Source organism: Quatrionicoccus australiensis, assembly GCF_020510525.1.
In the GTDB taxonomy this organism is placed as follows: Bacteria; Pseudomonadota; Gammaproteobacteria; order Burkholderiales; family Rhodocyclaceae; genus Azonexus; species Azonexus australiensis_B.
Genome location: NZ_CP075188.1, coordinates 107,212 through 131,409, shown reverse-complemented (window position 1 = coordinate 131,409; position 24,198 = coordinate 107,212). Strand labels below are relative to the sequence as shown.

The 24,198-nt window shown below is 62.2% G+C and carries 27 protein-coding genes and 1 riboswitch; of the genes, 15 read left to right on the top strand and 12 right to left on the bottom strand.

Features of this window, described 5'->3' with window-relative positions:
• Window positions 1-270 precede the first annotated feature (270 nt).
• Window positions 271-834 (top strand): bifunctional adenosylcobinamide kinase/adenosylcobinamide-phosphate guanylyltransferase, encoded by a 564-nt coding sequence (cobU, locus tag KI612_RS00625; protein ID WP_226441896.1) that lies wholly within the window; start codon window positions 271-273, stop codon window positions 832-834.
• Here the strand turns inward: cobU and KI612_RS00620 are convergent.
• Window positions 809-2,275, bottom strand: coding sequence for a cobyric acid synthase (locus KI612_RS00620; RefSeq protein WP_226441895.1), 1,467 nt, complete (start codon window positions 2,273-2,275; stop codon window positions 809-811). The two genes, cobU and KI612_RS00620, sit on opposite strands and share 26 nt — an antisense overlap.
• Window positions 2,276-2,426: 151 nt before the next feature.
• Between KI612_RS00620 and KI612_RS00615 the strand changes: the two genes are divergently transcribed.
• The 9 genes from KI612_RS00615 to KI612_RS00575 all read left to right on the top strand — a co-directional run bounded on the left by KI612_RS00615 (window position 2,427) and on the right by KI612_RS00575 (window position 10,999).
• Window positions 2,427-2,876 (top strand): DUF3291 domain-containing protein, encoded by a 450-nt coding sequence (locus KI612_RS00615; RefSeq protein WP_226441894.1) that lies wholly within the window; start codon window positions 2,427-2,429, stop codon window positions 2,874-2,876.
• A 101-nt stretch (window positions 2,877-2,977) separates the two neighbouring features.
• Window positions 2,978-3,163: riboswitch (cobalamin riboswitch) on the top strand.
• Between the two features lie 44 nt (window positions 3,164-3,207).
• Entirely contained in the window at window positions 3,208-3,963 is a 756-nt protein-coding gene (bluB, locus tag KI612_RS00610) for a 5,6-dimethylbenzimidazole synthase (protein ID WP_226441893.1), read from the top strand.
• Window positions 3,960-4,205: a hypothetical protein gene (locus KI612_RS00605; protein ID WP_226441892.1), complete on the top strand. Its 246-nt coding sequence runs from the start codon at window positions 3,960-3,962 to the stop codon at window positions 4,203-4,205. Before bluB ends, KI612_RS00605 begins: the two co-directional genes overlap by 4 nt.
• Window positions 4,202-5,140, top strand: a complete 939-nt coding sequence (cbiB, locus tag KI612_RS00600) for an adenosylcobinamide-phosphate synthase CbiB (RefSeq protein ID WP_226441891.1) — start codon at window positions 4,202-4,204, stop codon at window positions 5,138-5,140. The genes KI612_RS00605 and cbiB overlap by 4 nt, the downstream gene beginning before the upstream one ends.
• Window positions 5,133-6,125, top strand: a complete 993-nt coding sequence (gene cobD / locus KI612_RS00595) for a threonine-phosphate decarboxylase CobD (RefSeq protein ID WP_226441890.1) — start codon at window positions 5,133-5,135, stop codon at window positions 6,123-6,125. Before cbiB ends, cobD begins: the two co-directional genes overlap by 8 nt.
• Entirely contained in the window at window positions 6,122-7,009 is an 888-nt protein-coding gene (locus KI612_RS00590; RefSeq protein ID WP_226441889.1) for a cobalamin-binding protein, read from the top strand. The genes cobD and KI612_RS00590 overlap by 4 nt, the downstream gene beginning before the upstream one ends.
• Before the next feature lie 7 nt (window positions 7,010-7,016).
• Window positions 7,017-7,841 (top strand): ABC transporter substrate-binding protein, encoded by an 825-nt coding sequence (locus tag KI612_RS00585; protein WP_226441888.1) that lies wholly within the window; start codon window positions 7,017-7,019, stop codon window positions 7,839-7,841.
• Between the two features lie 159 nt (window positions 7,842-8,000).
• A complete protein-coding gene (locus KI612_RS00580; protein ID WP_226441887.1) occupies window positions 8,001-8,909 on the top strand; it encodes an ABC transporter substrate-binding protein in 909 nt (302 codons plus the stop codon).
• Entirely contained in the window at window positions 8,906-10,999 is a 2,094-nt protein-coding gene (locus KI612_RS00575; protein ID WP_226441886.1) for a diguanylate cyclase domain-containing protein, read from the top strand. Before KI612_RS00580 ends, KI612_RS00575 begins: the two co-directional genes overlap by 4 nt.
• Before the next feature lie 4 nt (window positions 11,000-11,003).
• On the opposite strand, the gene KI612_RS00570 is transcribed toward KI612_RS00575, so the two are convergent.
• Together KI612_RS00570 and KI612_RS00565 are read right to left on the bottom strand one after the other, a co-directional pair.
• A complete protein-coding gene (locus tag KI612_RS00570; protein ID WP_226441885.1) occupies window positions 11,004-13,088 on the bottom strand; it encodes a TonB-dependent receptor plug domain-containing protein in 2,085 nt (694 codons plus the stop codon).
• Window positions 13,085-13,774 (bottom strand): PilZ domain-containing protein, encoded by a 690-nt coding sequence (locus KI612_RS00565; RefSeq protein ID WP_226441884.1) that lies wholly within the window; start codon window positions 13,772-13,774, stop codon window positions 13,085-13,087. Before KI612_RS00565 ends, KI612_RS00570 begins: the two co-directional genes overlap by 4 nt.
• A 159-nt stretch (window positions 13,775-13,933) precedes the next feature.
• Between KI612_RS00565 and metX the strand changes: the two genes are divergently transcribed.
• From metX to KI612_RS00550, 3 genes are read left to right on the top strand one after another with little or no spacing between them, the layout of a single operon-like run.
• Complete coding sequence (metX, locus tag KI612_RS00560) at window positions 13,934-15,058, top strand: homoserine O-succinyltransferase MetX (protein WP_226441883.1); 1,125 nt, start codon at window positions 13,934-13,936, stop codon at window positions 15,056-15,058.
• Entirely contained in the window at window positions 15,055-15,666 is a 612-nt protein-coding gene (metW, locus tag KI612_RS00555) for a methionine biosynthesis protein MetW (RefSeq protein WP_226441882.1), read from the top strand. Before metX ends, metW begins: the two co-directional genes overlap by 4 nt.
• Window positions 15,666-16,934 (top strand): AmpG family muropeptide MFS transporter, encoded by a 1,269-nt coding sequence (locus KI612_RS00550; protein ID WP_226441881.1) that lies wholly within the window; start codon window positions 15,666-15,668, stop codon window positions 16,932-16,934. The genes metW and KI612_RS00550 overlap by 1 nt, the downstream gene beginning before the upstream one ends.
• Here the strand turns inward: KI612_RS00550 and KI612_RS00545 are convergent.
• The 5 genes from KI612_RS00545 to KI612_RS00525 all read right to left on the bottom strand — a co-directional run bounded on the left by KI612_RS00545 (window position 16,918) and on the right by KI612_RS00525 (window position 19,104).
• Window positions 16,918-17,226, bottom strand: coding sequence for a hypothetical protein (locus KI612_RS00545; protein ID WP_226441880.1), 309 nt, complete (start codon window positions 17,224-17,226; stop codon window positions 16,918-16,920). The genes KI612_RS00550 and KI612_RS00545 overlap by 17 nt on opposite strands.
• Window position 17,227: 1 nt before the next feature.
• Window positions 17,228-17,521, bottom strand: a complete 294-nt coding sequence (locus KI612_RS00540; RefSeq protein ID WP_226441879.1) for a YqjK-like family protein — start codon at window positions 17,519-17,521, stop codon at window positions 17,228-17,230.
• Entirely contained in the window at window positions 17,518-17,925 is a 408-nt protein-coding gene (locus KI612_RS00535; RefSeq protein ID WP_226441878.1) for a phage holin family protein, read from the bottom strand. Before KI612_RS00535 ends, KI612_RS00540 begins: the two co-directional genes overlap by 4 nt.
• A 4-nt stretch (window positions 17,926-17,929) precedes the next feature.
• The gene (locus tag KI612_RS00530; protein ID WP_226441877.1) at window positions 17,930-18,244 is read right to left on the bottom strand and encodes a DUF883 family protein; all 315 of its coding nucleotides are present in this window, start codon (window positions 18,242-18,244) and stop codon (window positions 17,930-17,932) included.
• A gap of 86 nt (window positions 18,245-18,330) precedes the next feature.
• Window positions 18,331-19,104, bottom strand: a complete 774-nt coding sequence (locus KI612_RS00525; RefSeq protein WP_226441876.1) for an exodeoxyribonuclease III — start codon at window positions 19,102-19,104, stop codon at window positions 18,331-18,333.
• A gap of 48 nt (window positions 19,105-19,152) precedes the next feature.
• Here KI612_RS00525 and pyrE point away from each other — a divergent pair, with 48 nt between their 5' ends.
• Window positions 19,153-19,794 (top strand): orotate phosphoribosyltransferase, encoded by a 642-nt coding sequence (gene pyrE, locus KI612_RS00520; RefSeq protein ID WP_226441875.1) that lies wholly within the window; start codon window positions 19,153-19,155, stop codon window positions 19,792-19,794.
• Complete coding sequence (locus KI612_RS00515) at window positions 19,781-20,428, top strand: hypothetical protein (RefSeq protein WP_226441874.1); 648 nt, start codon at window positions 19,781-19,783, stop codon at window positions 20,426-20,428. Before pyrE ends, KI612_RS00515 begins: the two co-directional genes overlap by 14 nt.
• Here KI612_RS00515 and gatB read toward each other — a convergent pair whose 3' ends face one another.
• From gatB to gatC, 4 genes are read right to left on the bottom strand one after another with little or no spacing between them, the layout of a single operon-like run.
• On the bottom strand, window positions 20,429-21,883 hold the full coding sequence (gene gatB / locus KI612_RS00510; RefSeq protein ID WP_226441873.1) for an Asp-tRNA(Asn)/Glu-tRNA(Gln) amidotransferase subunit GatB: 1,455 nt from the start codon (window positions 21,881-21,883) through the stop codon (window positions 20,429-20,431).
• Between the two features lie 12 nt (window positions 21,884-21,895).
• Window positions 21,896-22,426 carry a hypothetical protein gene (locus tag KI612_RS00505; RefSeq protein WP_226441872.1) on the bottom strand — a complete coding sequence of 177 codons (531 nt, stop codon included), beginning with the start codon at window positions 22,424-22,426 and terminating at the stop codon, window positions 21,896-21,898.
• Between the two features lie 2 nt (window positions 22,427-22,428).
• Window positions 22,429-23,886: an Asp-tRNA(Asn)/Glu-tRNA(Gln) amidotransferase subunit GatA gene (gatA, locus tag KI612_RS00500; protein WP_226441871.1), complete on the bottom strand. Its 1,458-nt coding sequence runs from the start codon at window positions 23,884-23,886 to the stop codon at window positions 22,429-22,431.
• A complete protein-coding gene (gatC, locus tag KI612_RS00495; protein WP_226441870.1) occupies window positions 23,883-24,170 on the bottom strand; it encodes an Asp-tRNA(Asn)/Glu-tRNA(Gln) amidotransferase subunit GatC in 288 nt (95 codons plus the stop codon). Before gatC ends, gatA begins: the two co-directional genes overlap by 4 nt.
• Window positions 24,171-24,198: the final 28 nt, after the last annotated feature.

The window sequence follows — 24,198 nt, the reverse complement described above, 5'->3', positions numbered from 1 at the left end:
GAAACCCCAGTTGACCGCTTATCCATCTGTGACCAACCGCATGAACACTGACTTCCATGCCTTCGAGGTGATTAACCCAAAAGGTGAAAGCGCTACGCGGCCGCTGGCACGCCTGGTCGGGCGCCCGACTTTGTCGCTCCTCCTTGCAGGCATGAGCCTGCCGCGTCCGCAAGGGATACCGATCCCTGCTGCGCCGGGACCATATCGTCGCTTCGCGCCGGCCATCCCGCCCAAACGCACCAACAGCCTCGTCCAACTGAGGTTTCAAGGATGAAAGAACTGATCTTTGGCGGCGCCCGTTCGGGCAAGAGCCTGCTCGCCGAAAAGCGGGCGGCGGAATCCGGCCTGCGCGTCGTTTACCTGGCGACGGCGGAAGCGCGAGACGGCGAGATGAGCCGGCGCATCGCGCATCACCGCGAGCGTCGACCGGTCGACTGGGGCTGCGCCGAAGAAACCCTGCACCTCGCCGCCAAATTGCGTGAGCTGGCAGCCTCGGACACCTGCATCCTGGTCGATTGTCTGACCCTGTGGCTGTCCAACCTGCTTTTTGCCGGCCAGGCGGCAACCCAGGCCGAGGCCGGCACCGCCATCGACTGCCCGCTGTTCAACGCCGAAACGCAGGCCCTGCTCGACCTGCTGCCGCAATTGCCCGGCCGCATCATTCTCGTTTCCAACGAAGTCGGCTGGGGCATCGTGCCCATGCACCCGGTGTCGCGCCTCTTTGCCGACGAGCAGGGCCGCCTCAACCAGCGCGTCGCGGCACTTTGCGACCAGGTGACGCTGGTCGCCGCCGGCTTGCCGCTGCCCCTTAAATCCCCGGCAACAAAGGCCTGAGCTTGTCCCAGTCGAGCGCCGCCTCGACCGAATCGGCGAGGCGATCGAGATCGGCCTCGCGGCGCGCCGCGAAATCGACCTGTTCGCTCTCGACCATGCCAGCCCAGGCAAGCAAGGCGGTCAACGCCTCGGGATGATCGAAAACGCCATGACAATAGGTGGCGAAAATCTGACCATCGGCCGAAACGGCGCCATCCTGCCGGCCGTCATCGAGCTCGACTGCCGCCGCAGCCAGACCGGCGCCGGCCGTGACGCCAAGATGGATTTCGTAGCCCGTCATCGCCGGGCGGCCCGGCAGGCACAGATGACCGCTGACATTGCGCAGCTGCTTTTCTGCTTCCAGCGTCGTGTCGACCGCGAGCACGCCCAGTCCCGGCGTACTGCCGGCCTGCCCTTCCAGGCCCTGCGGGTCGTGCAGCAGGCAACCGAGCATCTGGTAGCCGCCGCACAAACCGATCACCTTGCCGCCGTAGCGCAGGTGTCTGGCGATCGCCTTGTCCCAGCCCTGGGTGCGCAGCCAGTCGAGGTCGGCGCGCACCGCCTTGGAGCCGGGCAGGACGATCAGGTCGGCGGCGGGCGGCGTTTCGCCCGGCCCGATCCAGCGGAAATCGACTTCCGGATGCAGGCGCAGCGGGTCGAGGTCGTTATGATTCGAGACGCGCGGGTAGGCCGGCGCGACGACCTTCAATTTGGCCGTTTTTTTGCCGTCGACCGCTGCCGTCGCAATCGCGTCCTCGGCATCGAGCATCAGGCCGTGCAGGTAGGGCAGCACGCCGAGCACCGGCTTGCCGGTACGTTCTTCCAGCCAGACCAGGCCAGGTTCGAGCAGGGCGATGTCGCCGCGGAAACGGTTGATGACAAAGCCCTTGACGCGGTTCTGCTCGGACGGCGAAAGCAGCTCCAAGGTACCAACCAGATGCGCGAAGACGCCGCCGCGGTCGATGTCGGCGACGATAATCACCGGGCAATCCACCGCCTCGGCAAAACCCATGTTGGCGATGTCGCGCGCCCGCAGGTTGATCTCGGCCGGCGAACCGGCGCCTTCGACGACGACGCATTCGTACTGGGCGGTCAACCGTTCCCAGGAGGCCAAAACCGCCCGCATCGCGCGCGGCTTGTACTCGTGGTAATCGCGGGCATTCAGGTCGAGGGCAACCTGGCCGTGAATGATGACCTGCGCCTTCTTGTCGGTGGTCGGCTTCAGCAGCACCGGGTTGAAATCGGTATGCGGCTGCAGGCCGCAAGCCAGCGCCTGCAGCGCCTGCGCCCGGCCGATCTCGCCGCCATCGACGGTTACGGCAGAATTGAGCGCCATGTTCTGCGGCTTGAACGGCGCGACGCGCACACCACGCCGCTTGAGGATGCGGCAAAGGGCGGCAACCAGCGTCGATTTGCCGGCATCGGAAGTGGTGCCTTGCACCATCAGGGAGAAACAGGGCATGTGAAAGCGTCGTAACCAGGAAACGGCGCGAGGATAAACCGCTTTGCCGCCCCGCCCAAGAAAAATGCCGCCGGCAACGCACAAGGCAGGCAGCGCAAGCCCCGTACCGGCGCATACAATATCCCGCATCGCCACGCCCGCCAGCCGCCTCATGTCCGCCTGCCACCTCGCCCAAGTCAATGTCGCCCGCGCCAAGGCCGAGATGGACACGGACGTCATGCGCGGTTTCATGGATCAGCTCGACGCCATGAACCAGCTCGCCGACCAGGCTGACGGCTTCATCTGGCGCATGCTCGGCAGCGGCGGCGACTACACCTCGATCCGCCCCTACGCCGACCCGCTGGTGATCATGAACGTCAGCCTGTGGCGGGATGTCGGCTCGCTGAAAAATTACGTCTACAAGACCGTCCATATGGACACCATCCGTGCCCGCCACGCCTGGTTCGCCAAGATGAACGAAATCCAGCTCGCACTGTGGTGGGTCCCCGCCGGCCACTTGCCGACGGCGCAGGAAGCGAAGGAAAAGCTGGAGCTGGTGCGGCGGTTTGGGGCGACGCAGGAGGCGTTTACGTTTGCCCAGGTTTTTGCGGCACCGGGGTGATACAACAGTCCTTCAAGACCCCGGTCAGTTAGCCAAATCAGGCTGATGATGATTGATTCAACGCCAATTCCATCGCCCCCGCCCGCCCCTCCTGATATCCTCTCGCCTTCGTATCTCCGGGTGTCGTTCGGCCTTGCCGAACGGAGAATCGGGAAGGCGGTGCAACTCCGCCACGTGCCCAACGCTGTAAGGAGGATGGGCGATGCACAGGCCACTGGGGTAACCCGGGAAGGCGCATCGTTCGCTTGATTCCGAGTCAGAAGACCGGCCGGGAGATGATTGAATTGGCCAGCCCTGGTCGGGCGGTGCCGTTTTTCCAGAAGGGGAATCCATGGAAAACCCGTCCTTGCCGCAGGCGCCGGCTTTTTCGGACGCCGAGCGGGCGGCCGTTTATCACGCCATTTTCAGCCGCCGCGATGTGCGCGGCCAGTTTTTGCCGACGCCGGTGCCCGATGACATCCTGAGCCGCATCCTGATGGCGGCGCATCACGCGCCGTCGGTCGGTTTCATGCAGCCGTGGAATTTCCTGCTGGTCCGTTCGGATGAGGTGAAGCAGCGCGTGCATGACGTCTTCCGCCAGGCCAACGACGAGGCGGCGCGGATGTTTCCGGACGAGAAGCGCGAGATCTACAGCAAGCTGAAGTTGCAGGGCATCCTCGAGTCGCCGCTCAACCTGTGCATCACCTGCGACCGCACGCGCTCCGGCCCGGTCGTGCTCGGCCGCACGCACATGCCGACCATGGATCTCTACAGCAGCGTGTGCGCCGTGCAAAACCTCTGGCTGACCGCCCGTGCCGAAGGACTAGGCGTCGGCTGGGTCAGCATCTTCCACGAGAAGGCCTTGCAGCAGGCGCTCGGCATCCCCGAGCACATCGTGCCGATCGCCTACCTGTGCATCGGTTACGTCAGCCATTTCAACGAGCGGCCGGAGCTGGAAAAGGCCGGCTGGCTGCCGCGCCTGCCGCTCAACGACCTGGTTTATTTCGAGCAGTGGGGCGCGGGCGATTCCGGGCAAAATTCGGAGTTGACCGCTGCGCTGGCCGATTTGCAGGCAGACATCCAGGAGCGGGGTATTTTCCCGAAATGAGTGCCGGATTTTCCGCCGGCGAGCGGCAAGACATGCTGGCCCTCAAGGGCGTCGGCGCGACGGTGATCGGCCGTCTGGAGCAACTCGGTTTCACGGCCCTGAGCCAACTGGCCGACGAAGATCCGGCCGTCATCACGCTGCGCATCGCGCAAATGATCGGCTCGACCTGCTGGCACAACAGCCCGCAAGCCCGCCAGGCGATCACTTCGATCATCGCTTTGGCCGGGGCGAGGCGGACATGAGCCTGCCCATCGAAACTGCCGGCCAACTCGCCGGCATCTTCGCCATGCCGCTCGCGGCGCTCGCCGCCGTGCTGCTCGACAGGGCGCTCGGCGAAGTGTCGCGCTGGCATCCGCTGGTCGGGTTCGGCAATCTGGCCGCCTGGCTGGAAGGCAAAATGAACCGGAATTCGCTGTTGACCGGTAGCCTGGCCTGGCTGCTCGCGGTCGGCCCCTGGGTGGCGCTGGCTTTTGCCCTGCGGCCGCTGGCGCCGTTCGCGGTCGATGTCGTGCTGCTTTATTTTGCGCTCGGCGCGCAGAGCCTGGGCGAACATGCCGAGGCCATCGTTGCGCCATTGCAGGCCGGCGATCTGCCGGCGGCACGGCAGCGCGTCGGCTGGATCGTTTCGCGCGAGACGGCGACCCTAGACGAATCCGGCGTCGCCAAGGCGGCCTGCGAATCGCTGCTGGAAAACGGCAACGATGCGATCTTCGGCGCGCTGTTCTGGTTTGCGCTGCTCGGCGGCCCGGGCGCCCTGCTCTTTCGCCTGGCCAACACGCTGGATGCGATGTGGGGCTACCGCACCGAACGCTACAACCTGTTCGGGCGCTGCGCCGCGCGTCTCGACGATGCGCTCAACTACATCCCGGCCCGCCTGACTGCGCTGTCCTACGCGCTGCTCGGCAAGACGCGCCTGGCGCTGACCTGCTGGCGCAGCCAGGCGCCGGGCTGGGACAGCCCGAACGCCGGGCCGGTGATGGCGGCCGGCGCCGGCAGTCTGGGCATCGCGCTGGGTGGCGCCGCCGTTTATCATGGCGAACTCGAAATCCGGCCGCCGCTTGGCGCCGGACCAGCGCCGGTCGCCAGCGACCTGCGGCGCGCCATTTCCCTGGTCAAAAACAGCCTCTGGCTGTGGTTGACCGTGCTGTTCATCATTACCGGAGCCCTGCATGCTTGAGCATGGCGGACGCCTGCGCGAAGCCGCAGCCCACTACGATATCCCGCTCGCCGACTGGCTCGACCTGTCGACCGGCATCAATCCCGAGGCCTGGCCGGTGCCGGCGCTGCCGCCGGAAGTCTGGCAACGCCTGCCGGAAGCCGGCGACGGCCTGGAAGCCGCGGCCGCCGCCTATTACGGCAACGCCAACCTGTTGCCGGTGGCCGGCTCACAGGCCGCCATCCAGTTGCTGCCGACCCTGCTGCCGCGCGCCGTGGTCGCCTGCATCAGCCCGATCTATGCCGAACACCCGCAGGCCTGGCAACGCGCCGGGCATCGCCTGCGCTTTCTGCAGAACGCGACGCTGAGCCGCGCCCTGGGCGTCGCGACGCCCTACGTGCTGCTGTGCAATCCGAACAACCCGACTGCCGACCAGCATCCGCGCGCCGTCGCGGTCGACGCCGCGCAACAGCTCAAAAAGCGTGGCGGCTGGCTGATCGTCGACGAAGCCTTCATCGATCCGACGCCGGAGGAAAGCCTGGCCAGCCTGGCCGGCACCGAGGAGGCGCCCAACCTGATCGTGCTGCGTTCGCTCGGCAAGTTCTTCGGCCTGGCCGGCGCCCGCGTCGGCTTCGTTTTTGCCGCATCCGACTTGCTCAACCGCATGCAGGAAGCGATGGGGCCATGGACCATCGCCGGCCCGGCCCGTGCCGCGGCACGTCTGGCCTTGCAGGACACGGCCTGGCAGAGCGCGGCACGCGAGCGCCTGCACGCCGCCAGCCAGCGTCTGCACGCCTTGCTGAGCGCGCACGGCGAGGTCAAGAGCACGCCGCTGTTCGCGACGCTGACCTGCGACCAGCCGGCCGAACTGCATGAATCTCTCGCCCGGCGCGGCATCCTGGTGCGCCGTTTCGAACAACAGGCGCTGCTGCGCTTTGGTCTGCCCGACAGCGAGACCGCCTGGCAACGCCTGGGCGCCGCCCTCGGCGAATGGAGCCAGCCATGAAAATGCGCCTTTTTGCGGTGTTGACCGCTACGCTCGCCGCTTTATCCGCCGCGCACGCCGATATCGTGGTGCGCGACGACAGCGGCCAGGATGTCCGCCTCAAGGCGCCGGCCCGGCGCATCGTCACGCTCGCCCCGCATTCGGCGGAAAGTCTCTATGCCGCTGGCGCCGGCGCTTATCTGGTCGGCACTGTCGATTACAGCGACTATCCGCCGGAGGCGAAGAAAGTCACCCGCGTCGGCGGTTATTCGCGCCTCGACCTCGAAGCCATCGCCGCCCTCAAGCCTGATCTGGTCATCGCCTGGCAGAGCGGCAACGCTGCCGTCCAGATCGACAAGCTGCGCGCCCTCGGCCTGACCGTATTCATCACCCAGCCCAACCTGATGGCCGATGTCGCCGTCCAGCTCGAACAGCTCGGCCAGCTGGCCGGCACGCAGGCCATTGCCGATGCGGCGGCCGCCAATTTCCGCCAGCGCATGGAAAAACTGCGCGCCGCCAATGCCGGCAAGCCCAAGGTGCGCGTCTTCTACCAGATCTGGAAAAACCCGCTGGTCACCGTCGGCGGCCAGCAGATCATCACCGATGCCATCCGTCTGTGCAGCGGCGACAATGTCTTCGGACAAATGTCGAAGATGGCACCGACGGTCAGCATCGAAGCCGTGCTCGAAGCCGACCCCGAGGCCATCGTCGCCACCGGCATGGGTGACGCCCGGCCGGAGTGGCTGCATGACTGGGACAAATGGACGCGCATGACGGCGGTCAAGCGCGGCAACCTGTTCCATATCAACCCGGACATCATGCAGCGCCACACGCCGCGCATTCTCGATGGCGCCGAGAAACTTTGCGCGCATCTCGATGTCGCACGTAGCCGTCGCCCAAAATGAACCCCGCATGAGCCGCCTGCCGCAACGCATCGTCTGCCTGACCACCGAAACCGTCGAAGTGCTTTACGCACTCGGCGAGCAGGACCGCATCGCCGGCATTTCCGGCTACACGGTACGCCCGCCGCAGGCGCGCAAGGAAAAGCCCAAGGTCTATGCCTTCACCAGCGGCGACATCGACAAGATCCTCGCCGTGCAGCCCGATCTGGTGCTCACCTTCTCCGACCTGCAGGCCGACATCGCACGCGACCTGATCAAGGCCGGCGTGCCGGTATACGCCTTCAACATGCGCAGCGTGGACGACATCCTCGGCATGATCGAAACCCTGGGCCGGCTGGTCGGCGCCGAAGCGAAAGCGGCTGCACTGGTGGCCGAGCTGGAAGCGCAAATCGAGGCTGCCAGAGCCATCGCCGCCGAACGACTGGCGCGCAACGGCCATCGGCCGCGCGTCTATTTCGAGGAATGGGACGAACCAAACATCACCGCCGTGCGCTGGGTATCCGAACTGATCGAGATCGCCGGCGGCGCCGACATCTTTCCCGAACGCGCCGGTTCGCCGCTGGCGCGCGACCGCATCCTGGCCGAGCCGCTGGAAATCGTCCGGCGCGATCCGGAAGTCATCATCGGCTCGTGGTGCGGCAAGCACTTCCGGCCGGAACGCATTTCTGCCCGTCCCGGCTGGTCGACCGTTGCGGCAGTGCAAAACGGCCGCCTGCATGAAATCAAGTCGGCGATCATCCTGACACCAGGCCCGGTCGCGATCAGCGAAGGCCTGCCCCTGTTGCTCGAACTGTTCGATTTCGCTCCGCCCGCGGAAGCACCGGCCGGTCGCTGAGCCGTCGTGCCGGAACGCAGCACCATTGGGCCTGTGCCTGCATTGACAGGGGACGGACACCCGATATGCCGCCAGACCAAGCCCCCGGCACCATGTGCGCCTCAAGCCTGCGGACATCCCTCATTGCTTTGGCATAGGACAACCCGCTATATTGCACCGATGGTTCTGGCCATCCTGCGCCTCCTCTTCGTGTTTCTTCTGGTCGTTCCTCTGGCGCGGGCCGGCAACGTCGCGCTGGTACTCAGCGAATCGACCGGCCCCTATGCCGAATTCAGCACCACCCTGCGCGATGCCCTCGATGGCAGCAACTGGAAACTGAGCCGCTACCCGGTCGGACTCGATGCGACAGAAGACGGCACCGAACGCGCCGACCTGATCATCGCCGCCGGCAGCACGGCCTTGCGTCAGCTATTGAGCCGCGGCGGCAGCACACCAGTCATCGCGACATTGATTCCGCGTCAGGCCTACGACAAGCTGGTCGCCGAGAGCGGCAGCCGCAACCGGCGCCTGACCGCCATCTATCTCGACCAGCCGCCAGCCCGGCAAGCATCCTTCCTGCGCCAGTTACTGCCGGGAAAAAACCGCATCGGCATGCTGATCAGCGCCGAAACCCGGGCCCAGAGCAGCCAGTTTCAGCATGCCTTCAACGCGGCCGGCCTGATTCTCGACAGCGAGGAAAGCGATACCGACCGGACCCTGCTGCCGGCACTGTCCACGCTGTTATCCCGGGTCAACGTACTGCTCGCCACGCCTGACACCAGCATCTACAAGCGCGACAACATCAAGGCCATTCTGGTCACCACCTACCGCTACCAGCGCCCCATGGTTGCCTTCTCCGCCGCCCTCGCCAATGCCGGCGCGCTCGCCGCGCTCTACTCGACGCCAGCCCAGATTGCCCGCCAGAGCGCCGAGCTTGTCCTCGCGTTCAACAACACGTTGCCGGCCCCAATGCCGCCCGGGCAATTTGCCGTCCAGATCAACCACAACGTCGCCCAGGCGCTCAACCTCAATCTCCCCGACGAAGCCGATATCCGCCGCGCCATGCTCGCCGACAAGGATGCCCGATGACTCGCCTCAATCTCCGCCAGCGACTTTTGCTGCTCTCGCTCCTGCCGAGTGCCGCCATCGCCATCACCCTGGTTTCCTATTTCACGCTGAGCGGCATCCAGACCCTGGAAGGCGAATTGCGCACCAAGGCCCTTGCCACGGTGCGTTACCTCGCGCAAATCAGTGAATACGGCATCATTTCCGGGCAGATCGAGAGCCTGCACGGGCTGGCCCAGACCACCATCCAGGAGTCCGACGTCAAGGCAACCATCATTGTCAGTCCGAAAGGCCGGGCGATTGCCGTCGGCGGCCGGGTTTCGCTGGCCAGCGAGATCCTTCGCCAATCGCTGGACGGACCGACGATGGTCAACGAAACCGAAAGCTGGATCGCCTTTGGCGCGCCCGTGCTGCGCTCGCAGAACGAGAGTGACGCGCTGTTCGAGCCGGTATCGAGCAACACAAAACCAACCCCGCCGGAGGTGATTGGTCATGTCTTCATCGAATTCGACAAGACCGAACTGATCAACCAGCAGCGCGAGCTGCTGCTGCGTGGATTGGTCATTGTTTTCATCGGTCTGATCGGCATTGCCCTGCTCGCGATTGCCATGGCCGACAGCCTGGCCCGCCCGCTCAAGCGTCTGGTCCAGGCAGTGCGCGAGATGTCCTCGGGCCGCCTCGACACGCGCGTCCCTACGCACTCCAGCGCCGAACTCGGCATTCTCGAGCATGGCTTCAACGAGATGGCCAACCACCTTGAAGAAGTCCATCACTCGATGCAGAGCCGGATCGAGGAAGCCACTGCCCAACTCGCCTTCCAGGCCCGCCATGATGCGCTGACCGGCCTGCTCAACCGGCGCGAGTTCGAGAACCGCCTGGAAAAGGCACTCTCGGCCGTCCAGGCCGGCGGCGAGGAATTCAGCGTCCTGCTGCTCGACCTCGACCGCTTCAAGCCAGTCAATGACACCTGCGGCCACCTGGCCGGCGACGAGCTGCTGCGCCAGATTTCGCAACTCTTCCAGGGCCGCCTGCGCGAGGAAGACACCCTGGCCCGCCTCGGCGGCGATGAATTCGGCATCATCCTTGCCAACTGCAGCGGCGCCCGTGCCCGCCAGGTCGCAGATGACATCTGCGGCCTCGCGGGTGCCTACCGCTTCATCTGGCAGGACAAGGTCTTCGCGATTGGCGCCAGTATCGGTCTGACCCCGGTCAACCGGCGGGTACGCAACATCAATGAAGTTCTCGCCGCCAGTGATTCAGCCTGCTATCGCGCCAAGGAAAGTGGTCGCAACCAGGTCTGCGAACAGGAAACCAGCAACGTGCCGGAACGTCGCCAGGAGAGCAACAACTGGGCTGGACGCATTGCTGGCGCGCTGGCCGAAGACCGCCTGCTGATCGAGGCTCTGCCACTCAAGGCGCTGCAAAACAGCGCCCCCGGCTATCACTATGTCGAACTGAGCGCCCGCCTGCATGAACCCGGGCAAGCCCCGATTGCACTCTCTGCTCTGATCGATGCGGCTGAACGCTATGATCTGGCGTCCGCCATTGACCAGCGCTTCATTGAAACCGCAATCAATGCCATCGACCGCGCGCGCCTTCACAACAAGCAACTGCACTGCCTGATCCCGCTCTCCCGCACTTCACTGGGCCGCCGCGCAATCATCGACCTGATTGCACGCAACCTGGCCCGCCACAACCTGCCGGGCGACGGGCTTTGCCTGATCTTTTCGGAAGATGTGACGACGCACCACAACAGTCAGGCGCTCGAATTCTCGCGCCAGGTCCGTGCTCTGGGTTGCCAGGTCGGGCTCGATGACTTCGGGGGCGGACTCTCGTCGTTCAGCCACCTGCGCGCCATTGCACCGGCCTGCGTCAAGCTGAGCCGCAGCCTGACCCGCGACCTCGGTGGCAATCGCGCCTCGACGGCACTGCTGCGTGCAGTGCAGGAAATTACCGCCGACCTTGAAATTCACTCGATCGCCGACAACATCAACGACCCGGCGAAACTGCAGCAACTCGAAGAACTCGGCATCAGTTACGCCCAGGGTCTGGCAGTAGCCCCCTGCGAACCCTTCGAAGTCTGGCTGGAAGGGGCGGTAATCCGGTCCGCCTGACGCGCTAGTAATCCAGGCGCAGGCTCAGCCACTGACGCCGTTCGACGAGACGTCCGTCAGGATTGTTGATGCTGGACTTGTACTCGCTGTGGGTGCCGTTCAGCGACTGTACGGTAAGCGCGAGTTCGCCACGCAAGCCGTTGAATCGGAAAGGGTAGCCGAGACGGGTGTCAAAGCGGTGATATCTGACTGAAGTGGTATTGGTAGACCACTTCATCATATCCTGCCAATAGCCGGCGATCGAGAAATCGAGTCCCAGCGGCAATTTCTGCATCAAGAGCAAAGAGCTCGAACGACGCGGCATCGAGCGCTCGGTAAATTCGTCGATTTTATGGGCATTTTTTGCAGATGAAAGAGTCGATCCCGACAAGCCCAAGGCTGAAGCCAGATAATCGGCGTCAATACGCGCAAAGGCCTGATTCACAAGCAACCGGGTATTTTCGAACGGCTGCCACTTGAACTGGTATTCAACGCCGTAGATATGAATGTTCTGAATTGGAACCGTCGAATCAGGAAGCGTATTATCCGGCTGATTCGGCGGTACGGTCTGACCACCCAGATCTATTCTGAACAGACGATCATAGATTTTTTCACTGAACAGCCTTACATCGAGACTCGCCTGCCAGTCTCGCCAGTCACCGAGATATCCGATCTCCATCGTATCAAGACGCTCCGATGGCATCTTCGGGTTGCCGACGAAGACATTCTGGTAAAGAAAATTGCCGAACTTTACCTTTTCGTTTCCAAGATAATCGACCGTGCTGCCTGTGCGAAAACCTCGCGAAACTCCAAGGCGCAAGGTATTTTCGGAATTCAGGTGAAAATTGGTGCCGAGACGCGGTGAAACATGGAAGCCCGCCAGTGAATCCTCTTCACCAGCCAAACCAAAATTGCCGGTGAACCATCTGACCGGCTTCCACTCGAAATTGCCGAACAGGCGACTGACCTCGCGATGTACCATGCCCTGCCCGGGCAAGGCCCATTCAGAACGCATGCCGTCATTGCGCCAGCTGGCGCCCCACACCAGGCGGGCGGCATCGGCAAGACGCAGGCTGTGCTGAACCTCAAGTTCGCTACGCATGCCGACATCACCGGACTGATTGAAGTGGTAGGTCTTCCCATCAATAAACCGGAAACCGAACACATCCGAGGACTGATCAACCGAATAGGAGTAACGCACCTGCAGGTCAGAAGTCGGTGACAAGACGCGCCGCCAGGACAATTGCAGGTAACTGCTGCGCTGCATCAACTCACGTATCGGATTCTCCGGATCAGGTTGGGCGGCCGGCATTTTCAGGCGGCCAACCTGAGTCACTCCATCCGCCTGCCCCAGATTCAACTGCAGGCTGTCGCGGTCACTCAGGGCGACATCCGCCCGCAAGTCAAACAGGCGCGAAAAATAGGAGTCGATCCAGTTGTACTGGTTGGTCAAACCATCGTCATTTTGCTGCTTGAACGTAAAACGAAAATCGCCGACTTCACCAATTTTTCCACCGGCCCGCAAGTTGTAGTCACGGACGTTCTGGTTGCCATAGCTGGTCGATACCGAGACACCATGCGTCAGCGCCGGATCAACCGTGATGATGTTGATGACGCCAAGAAAAGCATTGCTGCCGTAAGACACCGCATTGGTTCCGCGCACGACCTCGATGCGCTCGATATCCTCGAGCGCAACCGGCAAGACGGCCCAATTGACGCCCCCCCCAAACAGCGGCGAATACATCGAACGCCCGTCGACCAGAACCTGCACCCGAGGCGCGTAATCGCCTTCACCCATGCCGTGATAGCTGACCCGCGCCGTCTCCGTCGTATTCGGGTAAGTCTGGAAACCCGGTACCAGGCGAAAAATATCGTTCAGATCGCGTACACCGGAAGCCTTGATGATGTCGCGATCAATCACCGTGACTGCAGTCGGTGCATCAGCCAGTCTTTGCGGCAGACGGCTCACCGAAGCAACGACAGGCAGATCGCTGAAATAAATCGCTTCGTCTTCCGCCTGGGCAGCTGTTGCAAGAGACAACACCCCCAGAGGCAGAAGAAAACGCAAAGTGGATGGAGCGAATGTTTTTACGGGAAACAATGGCGTCAAGAACCTTCCACCTCACCAGAAACAGCCAGAGCCAGATTCCAGACACCGGAAAATGCATCCGATCGGGCACCGATCGTCACACCATGCAAGCTCGTTGCCACCCGGCACAATGCCAGACCAGCCTGATCGACAGTCGTCACGCCGGCAAGGTCCATTTCGTGAATGCCGACCCGGGTCAGGGCATGCATGAAATCGCTCTCCAGGGCGCCATTCAGACCGCCGGAAATACGCATCACCTTGCGCCCGGCCAGGTCGTTGACCGACAGGATCGAAGCTTGTCCGGAAGCCAGGGCTGCGCTGATCGCGTCGTCAATGATGATCTGGTTGATCGGCCCGGTCTGGAAACGCGCACCGAACAGATCGCCAACCCGACTGACCACGCTTACCGGCACGTCGATCACGGGCGACCCGAACAGCGAAAACTCGCAACCGGCCACATGACCGATCTCCAGCTCCAGGGAGGTCCGCACCATCAAGCCGGAGAGCGACAGATTGACAATGACACCTTCGCCAATACTTCCGCCGTAACCAATCTGTATCGGCGGCGGGTTGCCAAAACGGATACGCTGATGCCGCCGTTGTTCAAGCAGGTTAGTTGCCACGGTTCCCCCAATATCTGACGCTTTGCTGCATCTTAACAAAACTTCCACCGACGGCCGCGATTTGCTCAGGGACGGCCATTTCATTGACTTTTGCCGGGCTGCTCGGTATTGTCTGCCACACGCTGGCAACACGCCAGCCGCGCCGATTTGAGCTCTGATTGCGGGCGCTTCTAAATACAGCTAAAACGGGAACCACCCAGTTCGCGTTTTTCAGCCAACTGGGTTTTTGTTTTCAGGAACAGTATGTCAGGACATTCCGTCGGCGCCGTCCAATCACAATGCGCCCATTTCGACCAACCGCTGCATCTGCGCAGCGGCGGGGTGTTGCCCGCCTACGATCTGGTCTACGAGACCTACGGCACGCTCAACGCGGCCAAGTCGAACGCGATTCTCGTCTGTCACGCGCTGTCCGGCCACCATCATGTCGCCGGCCACTACGCCGACCAGCCGGAAAACATCGGCTGGTGGGACAACATCGTCGGCCCCGGTCGACCGCTCGATACCGACAAATTCTTCGTCGTCGGCCTGAACAATCTTGGCGGCTGCCATGGCTCGACCGGGCCATCATCCCTCAACCCGGCGACCGGCAAACCCTGGGGTGCCGACTTTCCGATCGTCGCGGTCAATGACTGGGTGCATGCCCAGGCCCGCCTCGCCGATTTGCTCGGCATCGACAGCTGGGCCGCCGTCATGGGCGGCAGCCTGGGCGGCATGCAGGCGCTGCGCTGGAGCATCACCTACCCGGAGCGCGTCCGCAACGCCATCGTGATTGCCGCCGCGCCCAAGCTATCGGCCCAGAATATCGCCTTCAACGACGTCGCGCGCCAGGCCATCCTGACCGACCCGGACTTCCACGGCGGCAATTACTACGAACACAACACCCGACCGGTACGCGGCCTGCGCCTGGCGCGCATGCTCGGCCACATCACCTATCTGTCGGACGACCAGATGGGCGAAAAATTCGGCCGCGAACTGCGCAACAGTGCCTTCTCCTTCGGTTTCGATGTCGAATTCGAGGTCGAGTCGTATTTGCGCTACCAGGGCGACAAGTTCGCCGGTTATTTCGACGCCAATACCTATCTGCTGATGACCAAGGCGCTCGACTACTTCGATCCGTCGCGTGAAGACAACGGCGATCTGAAAGCAACCCTGGCGCGCACCAAGGCGAATTTCCTGATCGCCTCCTTCACCACCGACTGGCGCTTCACGCCGGCCCGCTCCAAGGAAATCGTCGCGGCGCTGCTGGCGGCGCGGCGCAACGTTTCCTACGCCGAAATCGACCTCAACTTCGGCCACGACTCCTTCCTGATGGAAGACGCCCAGTATCACGGCGTCGTCGATGCCTATCTGCGGAACATCAAGCTATGACGCATACCCTGGGCCGCCCCGATTTCGAAGTCATCGCCGGCTGGGTCGAACCCGGCCACCGCGTGCTCGACCTCGGCTGCGGCGACGGCACGCTATTGAAGCACCTGATCGAGACACGCGGCGTCGATGGCGTCGGCGTCGAAATCGATGACGCCAATGTGCTGGCTGCGATCAAGAACGGCATCAACATCATCCAGGGCAACCTGGAAAAGGGCCTCGACGAATTTGCCGACCAGGCCTTCGACCATGTCGTCCTGTCGCGTACCCTGCAAACCGTCCGCCATACCGAAGGCATCCTGCGCGAGATGCTGCGCGTCGGTCGCGAAGCCGTTGTCTCCTTCCCGAATTTCGCCTACTGGAAGAACCTGCGCTCGGTGCTCGACGGCCGCATGCCGGTTTCCGAAGACCTGCCCTACCAGTGGTACGACTCGCCCAACGTGCGTTTCTTCACACTGCTCGATTTCGAGGCGCTGTGCGCCCGGATGGGCCTGATCATCCGCGAACGCAGCGTACTCGATGAAGAAGGCAATCCGGTCACTTGCAGCGCCGACCGCGATGTCAATTTCCTCGGCAGCCTGGCGGTCTACCGCCTGACCCAGCCGCGCTGATGCCGGCCTGGCTCGCCGCGCTGCTGACCCGGAAGATGCTGATCTGCATCTTCACCGGCTTTTCTTCCGGCCTGCCGCTCTACCTGTTGCTCAACCTGCTGCCGGCCTGGCTGCGCAGCGAGGGCATCGACCTCAAGACGATCGGCTTCTTTGCGCTGATCCAGTTTCCCTACACCTGGAAATTCCTCTGGTCGCCGTTGCTCGACCGCTTCAGCATTCCCGGCTTCGGCCGGCGGCGCGGCTGGATGCTGCTGACGCAGATCGGCCTGCTGCTGACCATCGGATTCATGGGCGGGCTGAGCCCAAAGGACAACATCTGGCCCATCCTATGGTTGGCCACGCTGCTGGCCTTCCTGTCCGGCACCCAGGACATTGCGGTCGACGCCTTCCGGCGCGAGATTTTGAGCGACAACGAACTCGGCCTCGGCAATGCCGTGCATGTAAATGCCTATCGCATTGCCGGTTTGATTCCCGGCTCGCTGTCACTGATCCTCGCCGACCGCCTGCCCTGGAATGAAGTTTTCTGGATCACCAGTGCCTTCATGCTGCCCGGCATGGCCATGGCCTGGCTGGTCAGCGAACCGCTCGTCAGGGGTGCGCCGAAGACCCTGCGCCAGGCGGTCAGCGAACCCTTCCACGAATTCATGGGGCGCCAGGGCTGGCGCGGCGCTTTGCTGATTCTCGGCTTCATCTTTCTGTACAAGGTTGGCGACAGCCTGTGCACGGCGCTGGCCACCCCGTTCTATCTCGACATGGGCTTCAGCAAGACCGACATCGGCCTGATCGCCAAGCATGCCGGGCTATGGCCGGCCGTCATTGGCGCACTGCTCGGCGGTCTGTGGATGGTCAAACTGGGCATCAACCGGGCACTGTGGTTGTTCGGGATAGTCCAGCTGGTGTCGATATTCGGCTTTGCCTGGCTCGCAGCACAGGGGCATTACGACATGATAGGCAGCAGCGAACGCATCGCGCTGGCCTTCGTTATCGGTCTGGAAGCCCTCGGGGTCGGTCTGGGTACAGCGGCCTTCGTCGCCTTCATTGCCCGCTCGACGCACCCGGCCTACACGGCAACACAGATGGCCTTGTTCACCAGCCTGGCTGCCGTACCGCGCACCTTCATCAATGCGTCTGCCGGCTGGCTGGTCGAAACACTGGGCTGGTTCAACTTCTTCTGGTTCTGTGCCGCACTGGCCATCCCCGGCATGCTGTTGCTGCTGAAAGTGGCCCCCTGGAATACGCGGGCCGAATCGCTCAGTCTTGCCGATTGAGGCGGCGTCTATCCAGCCACCAGGCGTAGGCGGGCAACAGAAAGACCGAGCCAGGCAACATCAACGCAATCAGATAGGGAGACAAATGCGCCATCCGGCGCAGATGACTGACGATTTCTTCCTTTTCTTCCGGCGTCCAGTGACCGCCGTTACGCGCCTTCATCAGCAGGGGCATCAGGCCGCGCACGGCAACCAGTTCAGCCAATATGCGCTGAGCTTCGCGCCGCTGCGACGTGAGCATCTGCTGCCACCAGGCAGGAACGACAGCCTCGACCGGATCGCCTGCTGCCACGCTAGACGCTCCCGAGCAAGGTATTGCGTATAGCCTGCCAGCCTCGCCAGACAAAGAAGCCACGTTTTGCCCAACGCCAGGCAGCCCGCGGCCGAACGACGACAATTGCGGCAACAGCGGCAACGATGGCTGCCGGATGATGCTTCAGCCAGTCAACGCCTTGCAGCGCGGCATCACCTCGCGCCAGAGCAGCCTCCAGTGGTGCCACATGCTGGCCGAGCAAACGCCGTTGCTCATCGATGCGTGCCTTGAGCGCACCGTGCCGCATGGCGAGAGCGAGTGCCTTCTCGTTCATTCCGGCTTTTGTGCGTAGCGACGCAATTGCTCGATGTCGGCTTCGAGTTCGGACAAGCTGGAGCGAAGAAGCTTGCTCGGGCGAGCCGCCTGTGCCTTGAGCGACGCAACCAGCATCAGTCCGCCACCGATGAACAATGCAGCAAAAATTCCAAAGACAAGTACGCGCTGTTCCCAGAACAGCAGGGCCAGACAGAAGACCGCCATGATGACGCCAACGGCGAGCAAAAACGCTGCGCCGATTGCCTTCGACCACATCGACATGAGGCGGATTTTCTCCTCCTCAAGCTCGGTAACCAGTAGCTCGGCGCGCGTCTTGCCGATCGCGACCAGCGTCGCGATCATGTTTTTCAGGGAGGCAAAGAGGCCTGCGCGGCCACCTTCACCGCCCGCATCCTGCAGCATGCGCTTAGCGACGACCGATCAGGACGCCGAGAGCGAGACCCAGTGCAGCGGCAACGCCAACGGCTTTCCACGGCTGGTCATGCACGAAATCATCGGTGGCACGGGCTGCAGCCTTGGTCTTGTCAACCAGGATGGCTTCGGCATCGGCCAGACGTTCCTTGGCATCACGCAGACGCAGTTCGATCTTGGTGCGCAGTTCGCCCACTTTTTCACCGGCAGCACCGGCCGTGGCACGCAGGATTTCTTCGGCGTCGGAAACAACAGCCTTCAGGTCGGAGACCAGCTTGTCTTTGTTGGCAGCGCTAAGTTCTTGGGACATTTTTCAACCTCGTTGATGACAGTTAAGCAAGGAGTACAGGTTAGCCCGTCCGTCTCGCGAAATCAATTCGCATCCGGGCTTTTAATCTAATCGTAATCAATGACCAGTGGTGCGTGATCGGAAAAGCGCTCGGCCTTGTACACCGAGGCTGCCCTCGCCTGGGCAGCCAACCCGGGAGTAGCGATCTGGTAATCGATACGCCAACCAACATTCTTCGCCCAGGCCTGGCCACGATTGCTCCACCAAGTGTAGCAATCGTCGGTCGTCGCGGGATGGAGTCGGCGATAGACATCGACCCAGCCCTGCTCGTCGAATACCCGGCTCAGCCAGGCACGCTCCTCCGGCAGAAAACCCGAGTTTTTCTGGTTCGATTTCCAGTTTTTCAGGTCAATTTGCTGATGCGCGATATTCCAGTCGCCACAAAGCACGATTTCCCGCCCTTCCGCCCGCAGGGCAAGCATTTGCGGAAAGAACAGATCAAGAAAACGGAATTTGGCTTCCTGGCGCTCGGGTGACGAGGAACCGGACGGCAAATACAGCGAAATCACCGACAGATTGCCAAAGTCAGCGCGAATATAGCGCCCTTCGGCATCGAACTCGCCACCGTCAAAACCCTCGATGACGCGATCCGGCTTGCTCCGGCTCCAGATACCGACACCACTGTAACCCTTCTTTTCAGCACAGTGGTAGTACGCATGCATACCATCGGGCTGCAGCATTTCGGGCGAAAGATCAGGCAATTGTGCTTTCAGTTCCTGCAGACAGATGATGTCAGCCTGCTGGGCAACCACCCAGGACAACACATTTTTACTCCAGGCGGAGCGTATACCGTTGAGATTCAGGGAGATGATGCGTAACATTGGGCAATGTACCGGTCAGCGCAGACTGACCACAGGAAATGGAAAAATATGGACTTTCGTCAGGATTTCATCGAATTCGCGGTCGACTGCAAGGTTTTGCGCTTTGGCGAATTCAAGACCAAGGCGGGACGGCTCTCGCCTTATTTCTTCAACGCCGGTTTGTTTAACGATGGCAATTCGCTTGGTCGCCTCGCCGAATTCTACGCGAAAGCAGCTGAAACCGGCGGCATCCAGTTCGACATGCTGTTCGGTCCGGCCTACAAGGGCATCCCGCTGGTCGCAGCGATCGCCGTTGCCCTGGCCGGCCGTGGCAGCAACTTCCCCTTCGCCTACAACCGCAAGGAAGCCAAGGATCATGGCGAAGGCGGCACCATCGTCGGCGCGCCGCTGAGCGGCAAGGTACTGATCGTTGATGACGTGATCTCGGCCGGCACCTCGGTGCGCGAATCGGTCGAAATGATCCGCGCCGCCGGCGCCACCCCGGCCGGCGTGCTGATCGCACTCGACCGGCAGGAGCGTGGTCTGGGCGATTTGTCGGCAGTCCAGGAAGTTCAACGCGATTACGGCATCCCGGTGATTGCCGTTGCCGGCCTGGCAGACCTGATGGCCTTCCTGGAACACCATCCCGAGTTCGCATCGTATCGTGGTGCCGTTGCTCACTACCGTGAACAGTACGGTGTCAGCGTCTAGATTCCTGCTCGTGCCGCTGCTGCTCCTGCTGGCCATCCCAGCCAGGGCAGGCGGTGAGTTTTATTGCTGCCAGGACGCCAGCAATGGCCGCCGGGTATGTGGCGACACGCTTCCGGACCAGTGTCGGGGCCGCCCCTATCGCGTGCTGGACAGCGGCGGCAACGTCATCAAGGAAGTCGGTCCACCGCTGACGCCGGAAGAAAAGGCGCAGCAGGTACTGGAAAACCAGCGCAAAAAGCAGCTGGAAGAAGCGGCGCGCGAACAGCAGCGCAAGGACCAGGCACTGCTCGACACCTATGCGACACCGCAGGACATCGATCTTGCCCAGCGCAAGGCCGAGAATGACGTCAACCTGGCGATTGCCGCCACCCAGGCCAAGATCGACAACGCGACCAAAAATCGCAAGAAGCTGGCCGACGAAGCAGAGTTTTACAAAAAGAAACGCCTGCCACCCGAGCTGGAAAAAAACCTGCGGGCCGTCGAGCACGAGATCAAGGTCGAGCAGGAACTCCTCGACGTCAAGAAACGCGACATGGAAACCATCCGCAACAAGTACGAAGCGGATCGCAAGCGCTACCAGGAACTGACCGGCCGGCGCAGCCCGGGCGCACCGGCCAAGCCCGTCGTCCGCTGATCAGCCAGCCAGCTTGGCGCGCAGCAGATCGTTGACCTGTTGCGGATTGGCCTTGCCCTTGGCCGCCTTCATGACCTGACCGACCAGCGCGTTGAATGCCTTTTCCTTGCCGGCGCGGAATTCGGCGACATTGGCGGCATTCGCAGCAAGCACTTCGTCGACCAGCGCTTCAATGGCACCCGTGTCGGTGATCTGCTTCAGGCCCTGTTTCTCGATGATCTCGTCGGCCGTCTTGCCCTCACCGGTCCACAGTCCATCGAACACCTTTTTCGCGATGTTGTTGGAAATGGTGTTGTCGGCGATACGCTGGATCAAGCCACCCAGTTGTTCGGCGCTGACCGGCGAAGTGCTGATTTCCTGGCCTTCCTTGTTGAGCCGGGCGGCCAGATCAACCATCACCCAGTTGGCGCAGGGCTTGGCATTGGCCTTGCCGGCAACCGTAACGGTCGACTCGAAATAAGCGGCCATTTCCTGGCTGGCGGTCAGCGTCGTCGCGTCGTATATCGAGAGGCCGAACTCACTGACGAAGCGTTCACGCTTCTGCACCGGCAATTCCGGCAGTTCGCTGCGAACGCGGGCGAGCCACTCCTCGGAAATGATCAGCGGCAGCAGGTCGGGATCGGGGAAGTAGCGGTAGTCGTGCGCGTCTTCCTTGCTGCGCATCATGCGCGTCTCGCCACTGTCCGGATCGAACAGCACGGTCGCCTGCTGGATCTTGCGGCCTTCCTCGATCTCGTTGATCTGCCACTGGACTTCGAAGTCGATGGCTTCCTTGAGGAAACGGAAGGAATTGAGGTTCTTGATTTCACGACGTGTGCCAAATTCGGCCTGGCCTTTCGGGCGCACCGAAACATTGGCATCGCAACGGAACGAGCCTTCCTGCATGTTACCGTCGCAGATGCCAATCCACTGGACCAGCGCGTGCAGAGCCTTGGCGTAGGCGACAGCCTCGTCGGAGGAGCGCATGTCCGGCTCGGTAACGATTTCAAGCAGCGGCGTGCCGGCACGATTGAGGTCGATACCCGACTTGCCGTGAAAATCCTCGTGCAGCGACTTGCCGGCATCTTCTTCAAGATGGGCACGGGTCAGGTGCACGACCTTTTCGTAGGCCTTGTCGCCCTGCCCAACCTGCACCGCAATCTGGCCGCCGACGACGACCGGCAGGTCCATCTGGCTGATCTGATAGCCCTTGGGCAGATCGGGGTAGAAGTAATTCTTGCGGGCAAACACCGACTTGCGAGCGACTTCAGCATCGATCGCCAGACCGAAGCGGATGGCGCATTCGACGGCCTGCTTGTTGAGCACCGGCAAAACGCCGGGCAAGGCGAGGTCGACCGCACAGGCCTGCGTATTGGGTTCGGCACCGAAAGCCGTCGAGGCGCCGGAGAAAATTTTCGAAACGGTCGCCAGTTGCGCGTGCGTTTCGATGCCAATCACCACTTCCCACTGATTCATAATGTCATCCGTTCAGAAACAACGTCCCGATTTTGCCTCGACCATGATCGGCCAGAGGTAGCTGAAAGCATCCCCGTCGCAGGCTTTCGGGCAACTGTTGAAAGCAATCGTCATTTTCGCGCCCTGCTCCCACATGCGCACCTGGCAACCTTCGTCCTTCTTGTGACGAAGCAGCGGCTGCGGCATTTTTTCCACCTGCTCGAAATCTTTCAGGTTGAAACGGCAGGCGCCATAACCCTTCATCGTCACCTGGGCACTGAAACTCTTGATCAGCGACTCCTTGACCAGCAGGTCGAGCTGGGTTGTCGTGCCGATCGCGTCCTTGTGCGAGCACTTCGACTTGACGTTGAGCGGCCGCGTCGGCTGCGGTTTCAGGTTGCGGTTGGCCAGGTACTTGAGCGTCGAATTCTTGAATTTCGGTTCGCTGCTGACCGGCGGCGCTTCCTTCTCAGGTTCGGCAGCAACCACCGGCTCCGGCTGCTTTTCGACCTCGGCGCAACCGGCCGCCAGCAAGACCAGCAACAGCGCCCACCCAGCCCTCATGCTCAGACCAGACCGGCCGGCCGACGCTGATGCCAGTCCGTTGCCTGCTGATAACGATGCGCAACGTTGAGCAACTGCGCCTCGGCAAAGTAATTACCGACCAGCTGCAGCCCGACCGGCAAACCGCCGACAAAACCGCAAGGCACCGACATGCCGGGCAGACCAGCCAGATTGACCGCAATCGTGTAGATGTCCGACAGGTACATCTGCACCGGATCAGCCGCCTTTTCACCAAGCTTGAAGGCGGTGGACGGCGAAGTCGGCCCCATGATCACGTCGCAGGACTTGAAGGCTTCGACGAAGTCGTTGGCAATCAGGCGACGGATACGCTGTGCCTGCAGGTAGTAGGCGTCGTAATAGCCGTGTGACAGCACGTAGGCACCGATCATGATGCGGCGCTTGACCTCGGCACCGAAGCCCTGGGCGCGGCTCTTCATGTACATATCGTCGAGATTGCTGTAATCCTCGGCGCGGAAGCCATAGCGCACCCCGTCGAAACGCGACAGGTTGGAACTGGCTTCGGCCGGTGCAATAACGTAATAGGCCGGCACCGACAGGTGCGAATTGGGCAGCGAAACCTCGACGGTCGTTGCACCCAGCTTTTCGTATTCGGCAATGGCGGCACGCACGGCGGCCATCACGGCGGCATCACAACCTTCGCCGAAGAACTCCCTGGGCAGGCCGATGCGCAGACCGGCCAGCGGCTTTTCCAGATCCCGGCTGTAGTCTTCGCGCGGACGCTCCAGCGAGGTCGAGTCGCGCTCGTCGAAACCGGCCATGCTGTTGAGCAGCAGCGCACAGTCTTCGGCGCTGGCCGCCATCGGGCCAGCCTGGTCGAGCGAGGAGGCGAAGGCAATCATGCCGTAACGCGAAACGACACCATAGGTCGGCTTGAGACCGGTCAGATTGCACAGCGCCGCCGGCTGGCGGATCGAACCGCCGGTATCGGTACCGGTTGCGGCTGGCGCCATACGCGCGGCCACGGCTGCGGCCGAACCGCCCGAAGAACCGCCGGGCACGCGTTCGCTATCCCAGGGATTGCGCACCGGACCGAAGAACGAGGTTTCGTTCGACGAGCCCATGGCGAATTCGTCCATATTGGTCTTGCCCAGCGACACGAGACCGGCTTCGCTTTCCATCTTGCGAATCACCGTCGCATCGTAGGGCGAAACGAAATTGGCCAGCATCTTCGAACCGCAGGTCGTGCGCCAGCCTTCGGCACAGAAGATGTCCTTCTGGGCGATCGGGATACCGGTCAGCAGGCCGGCATTACCGGCCGCGATACGCGCATCGGCGGCGCGGGCGGAATTGAGACTTTTTTCGGCGTCGACCGTAACAAACGCATTCAGCGTCGGATTGAGGCGCGCAATGCGATCAAGGAACAGTTGAGTCAGCTCGACACTGGAAATCTGCTTCGCGGCCAGGGCCTGCGACAGCTGTTTGAGGCTGGCATTGATCATTCGATCACCTTCGGCACAAGGAAGAGACCGGCTTCGCTTTCCGGAGCGATCGCCAGGAAAGCAGCCCGGCCATCGACTTCACTGACCACGTCAGCGCGCAGGCGCTGGCTGAGATCCTGGGCATGCGCCATCGGCTCGACACCGGAGGTATCTACGGCCTGCATCTGTTCGATCAACTCGAAGATGCCGTTGAGGTGGGTTTGGGTGGAGAGCGCTTCGGATTCGCTGACCTCGATACGGGCGAGGTGGGCGATGCGCTGAACCTGTTCTAATGTGAGCGACATGGCTGCCAAAGACTTTATTGCGGCGCAC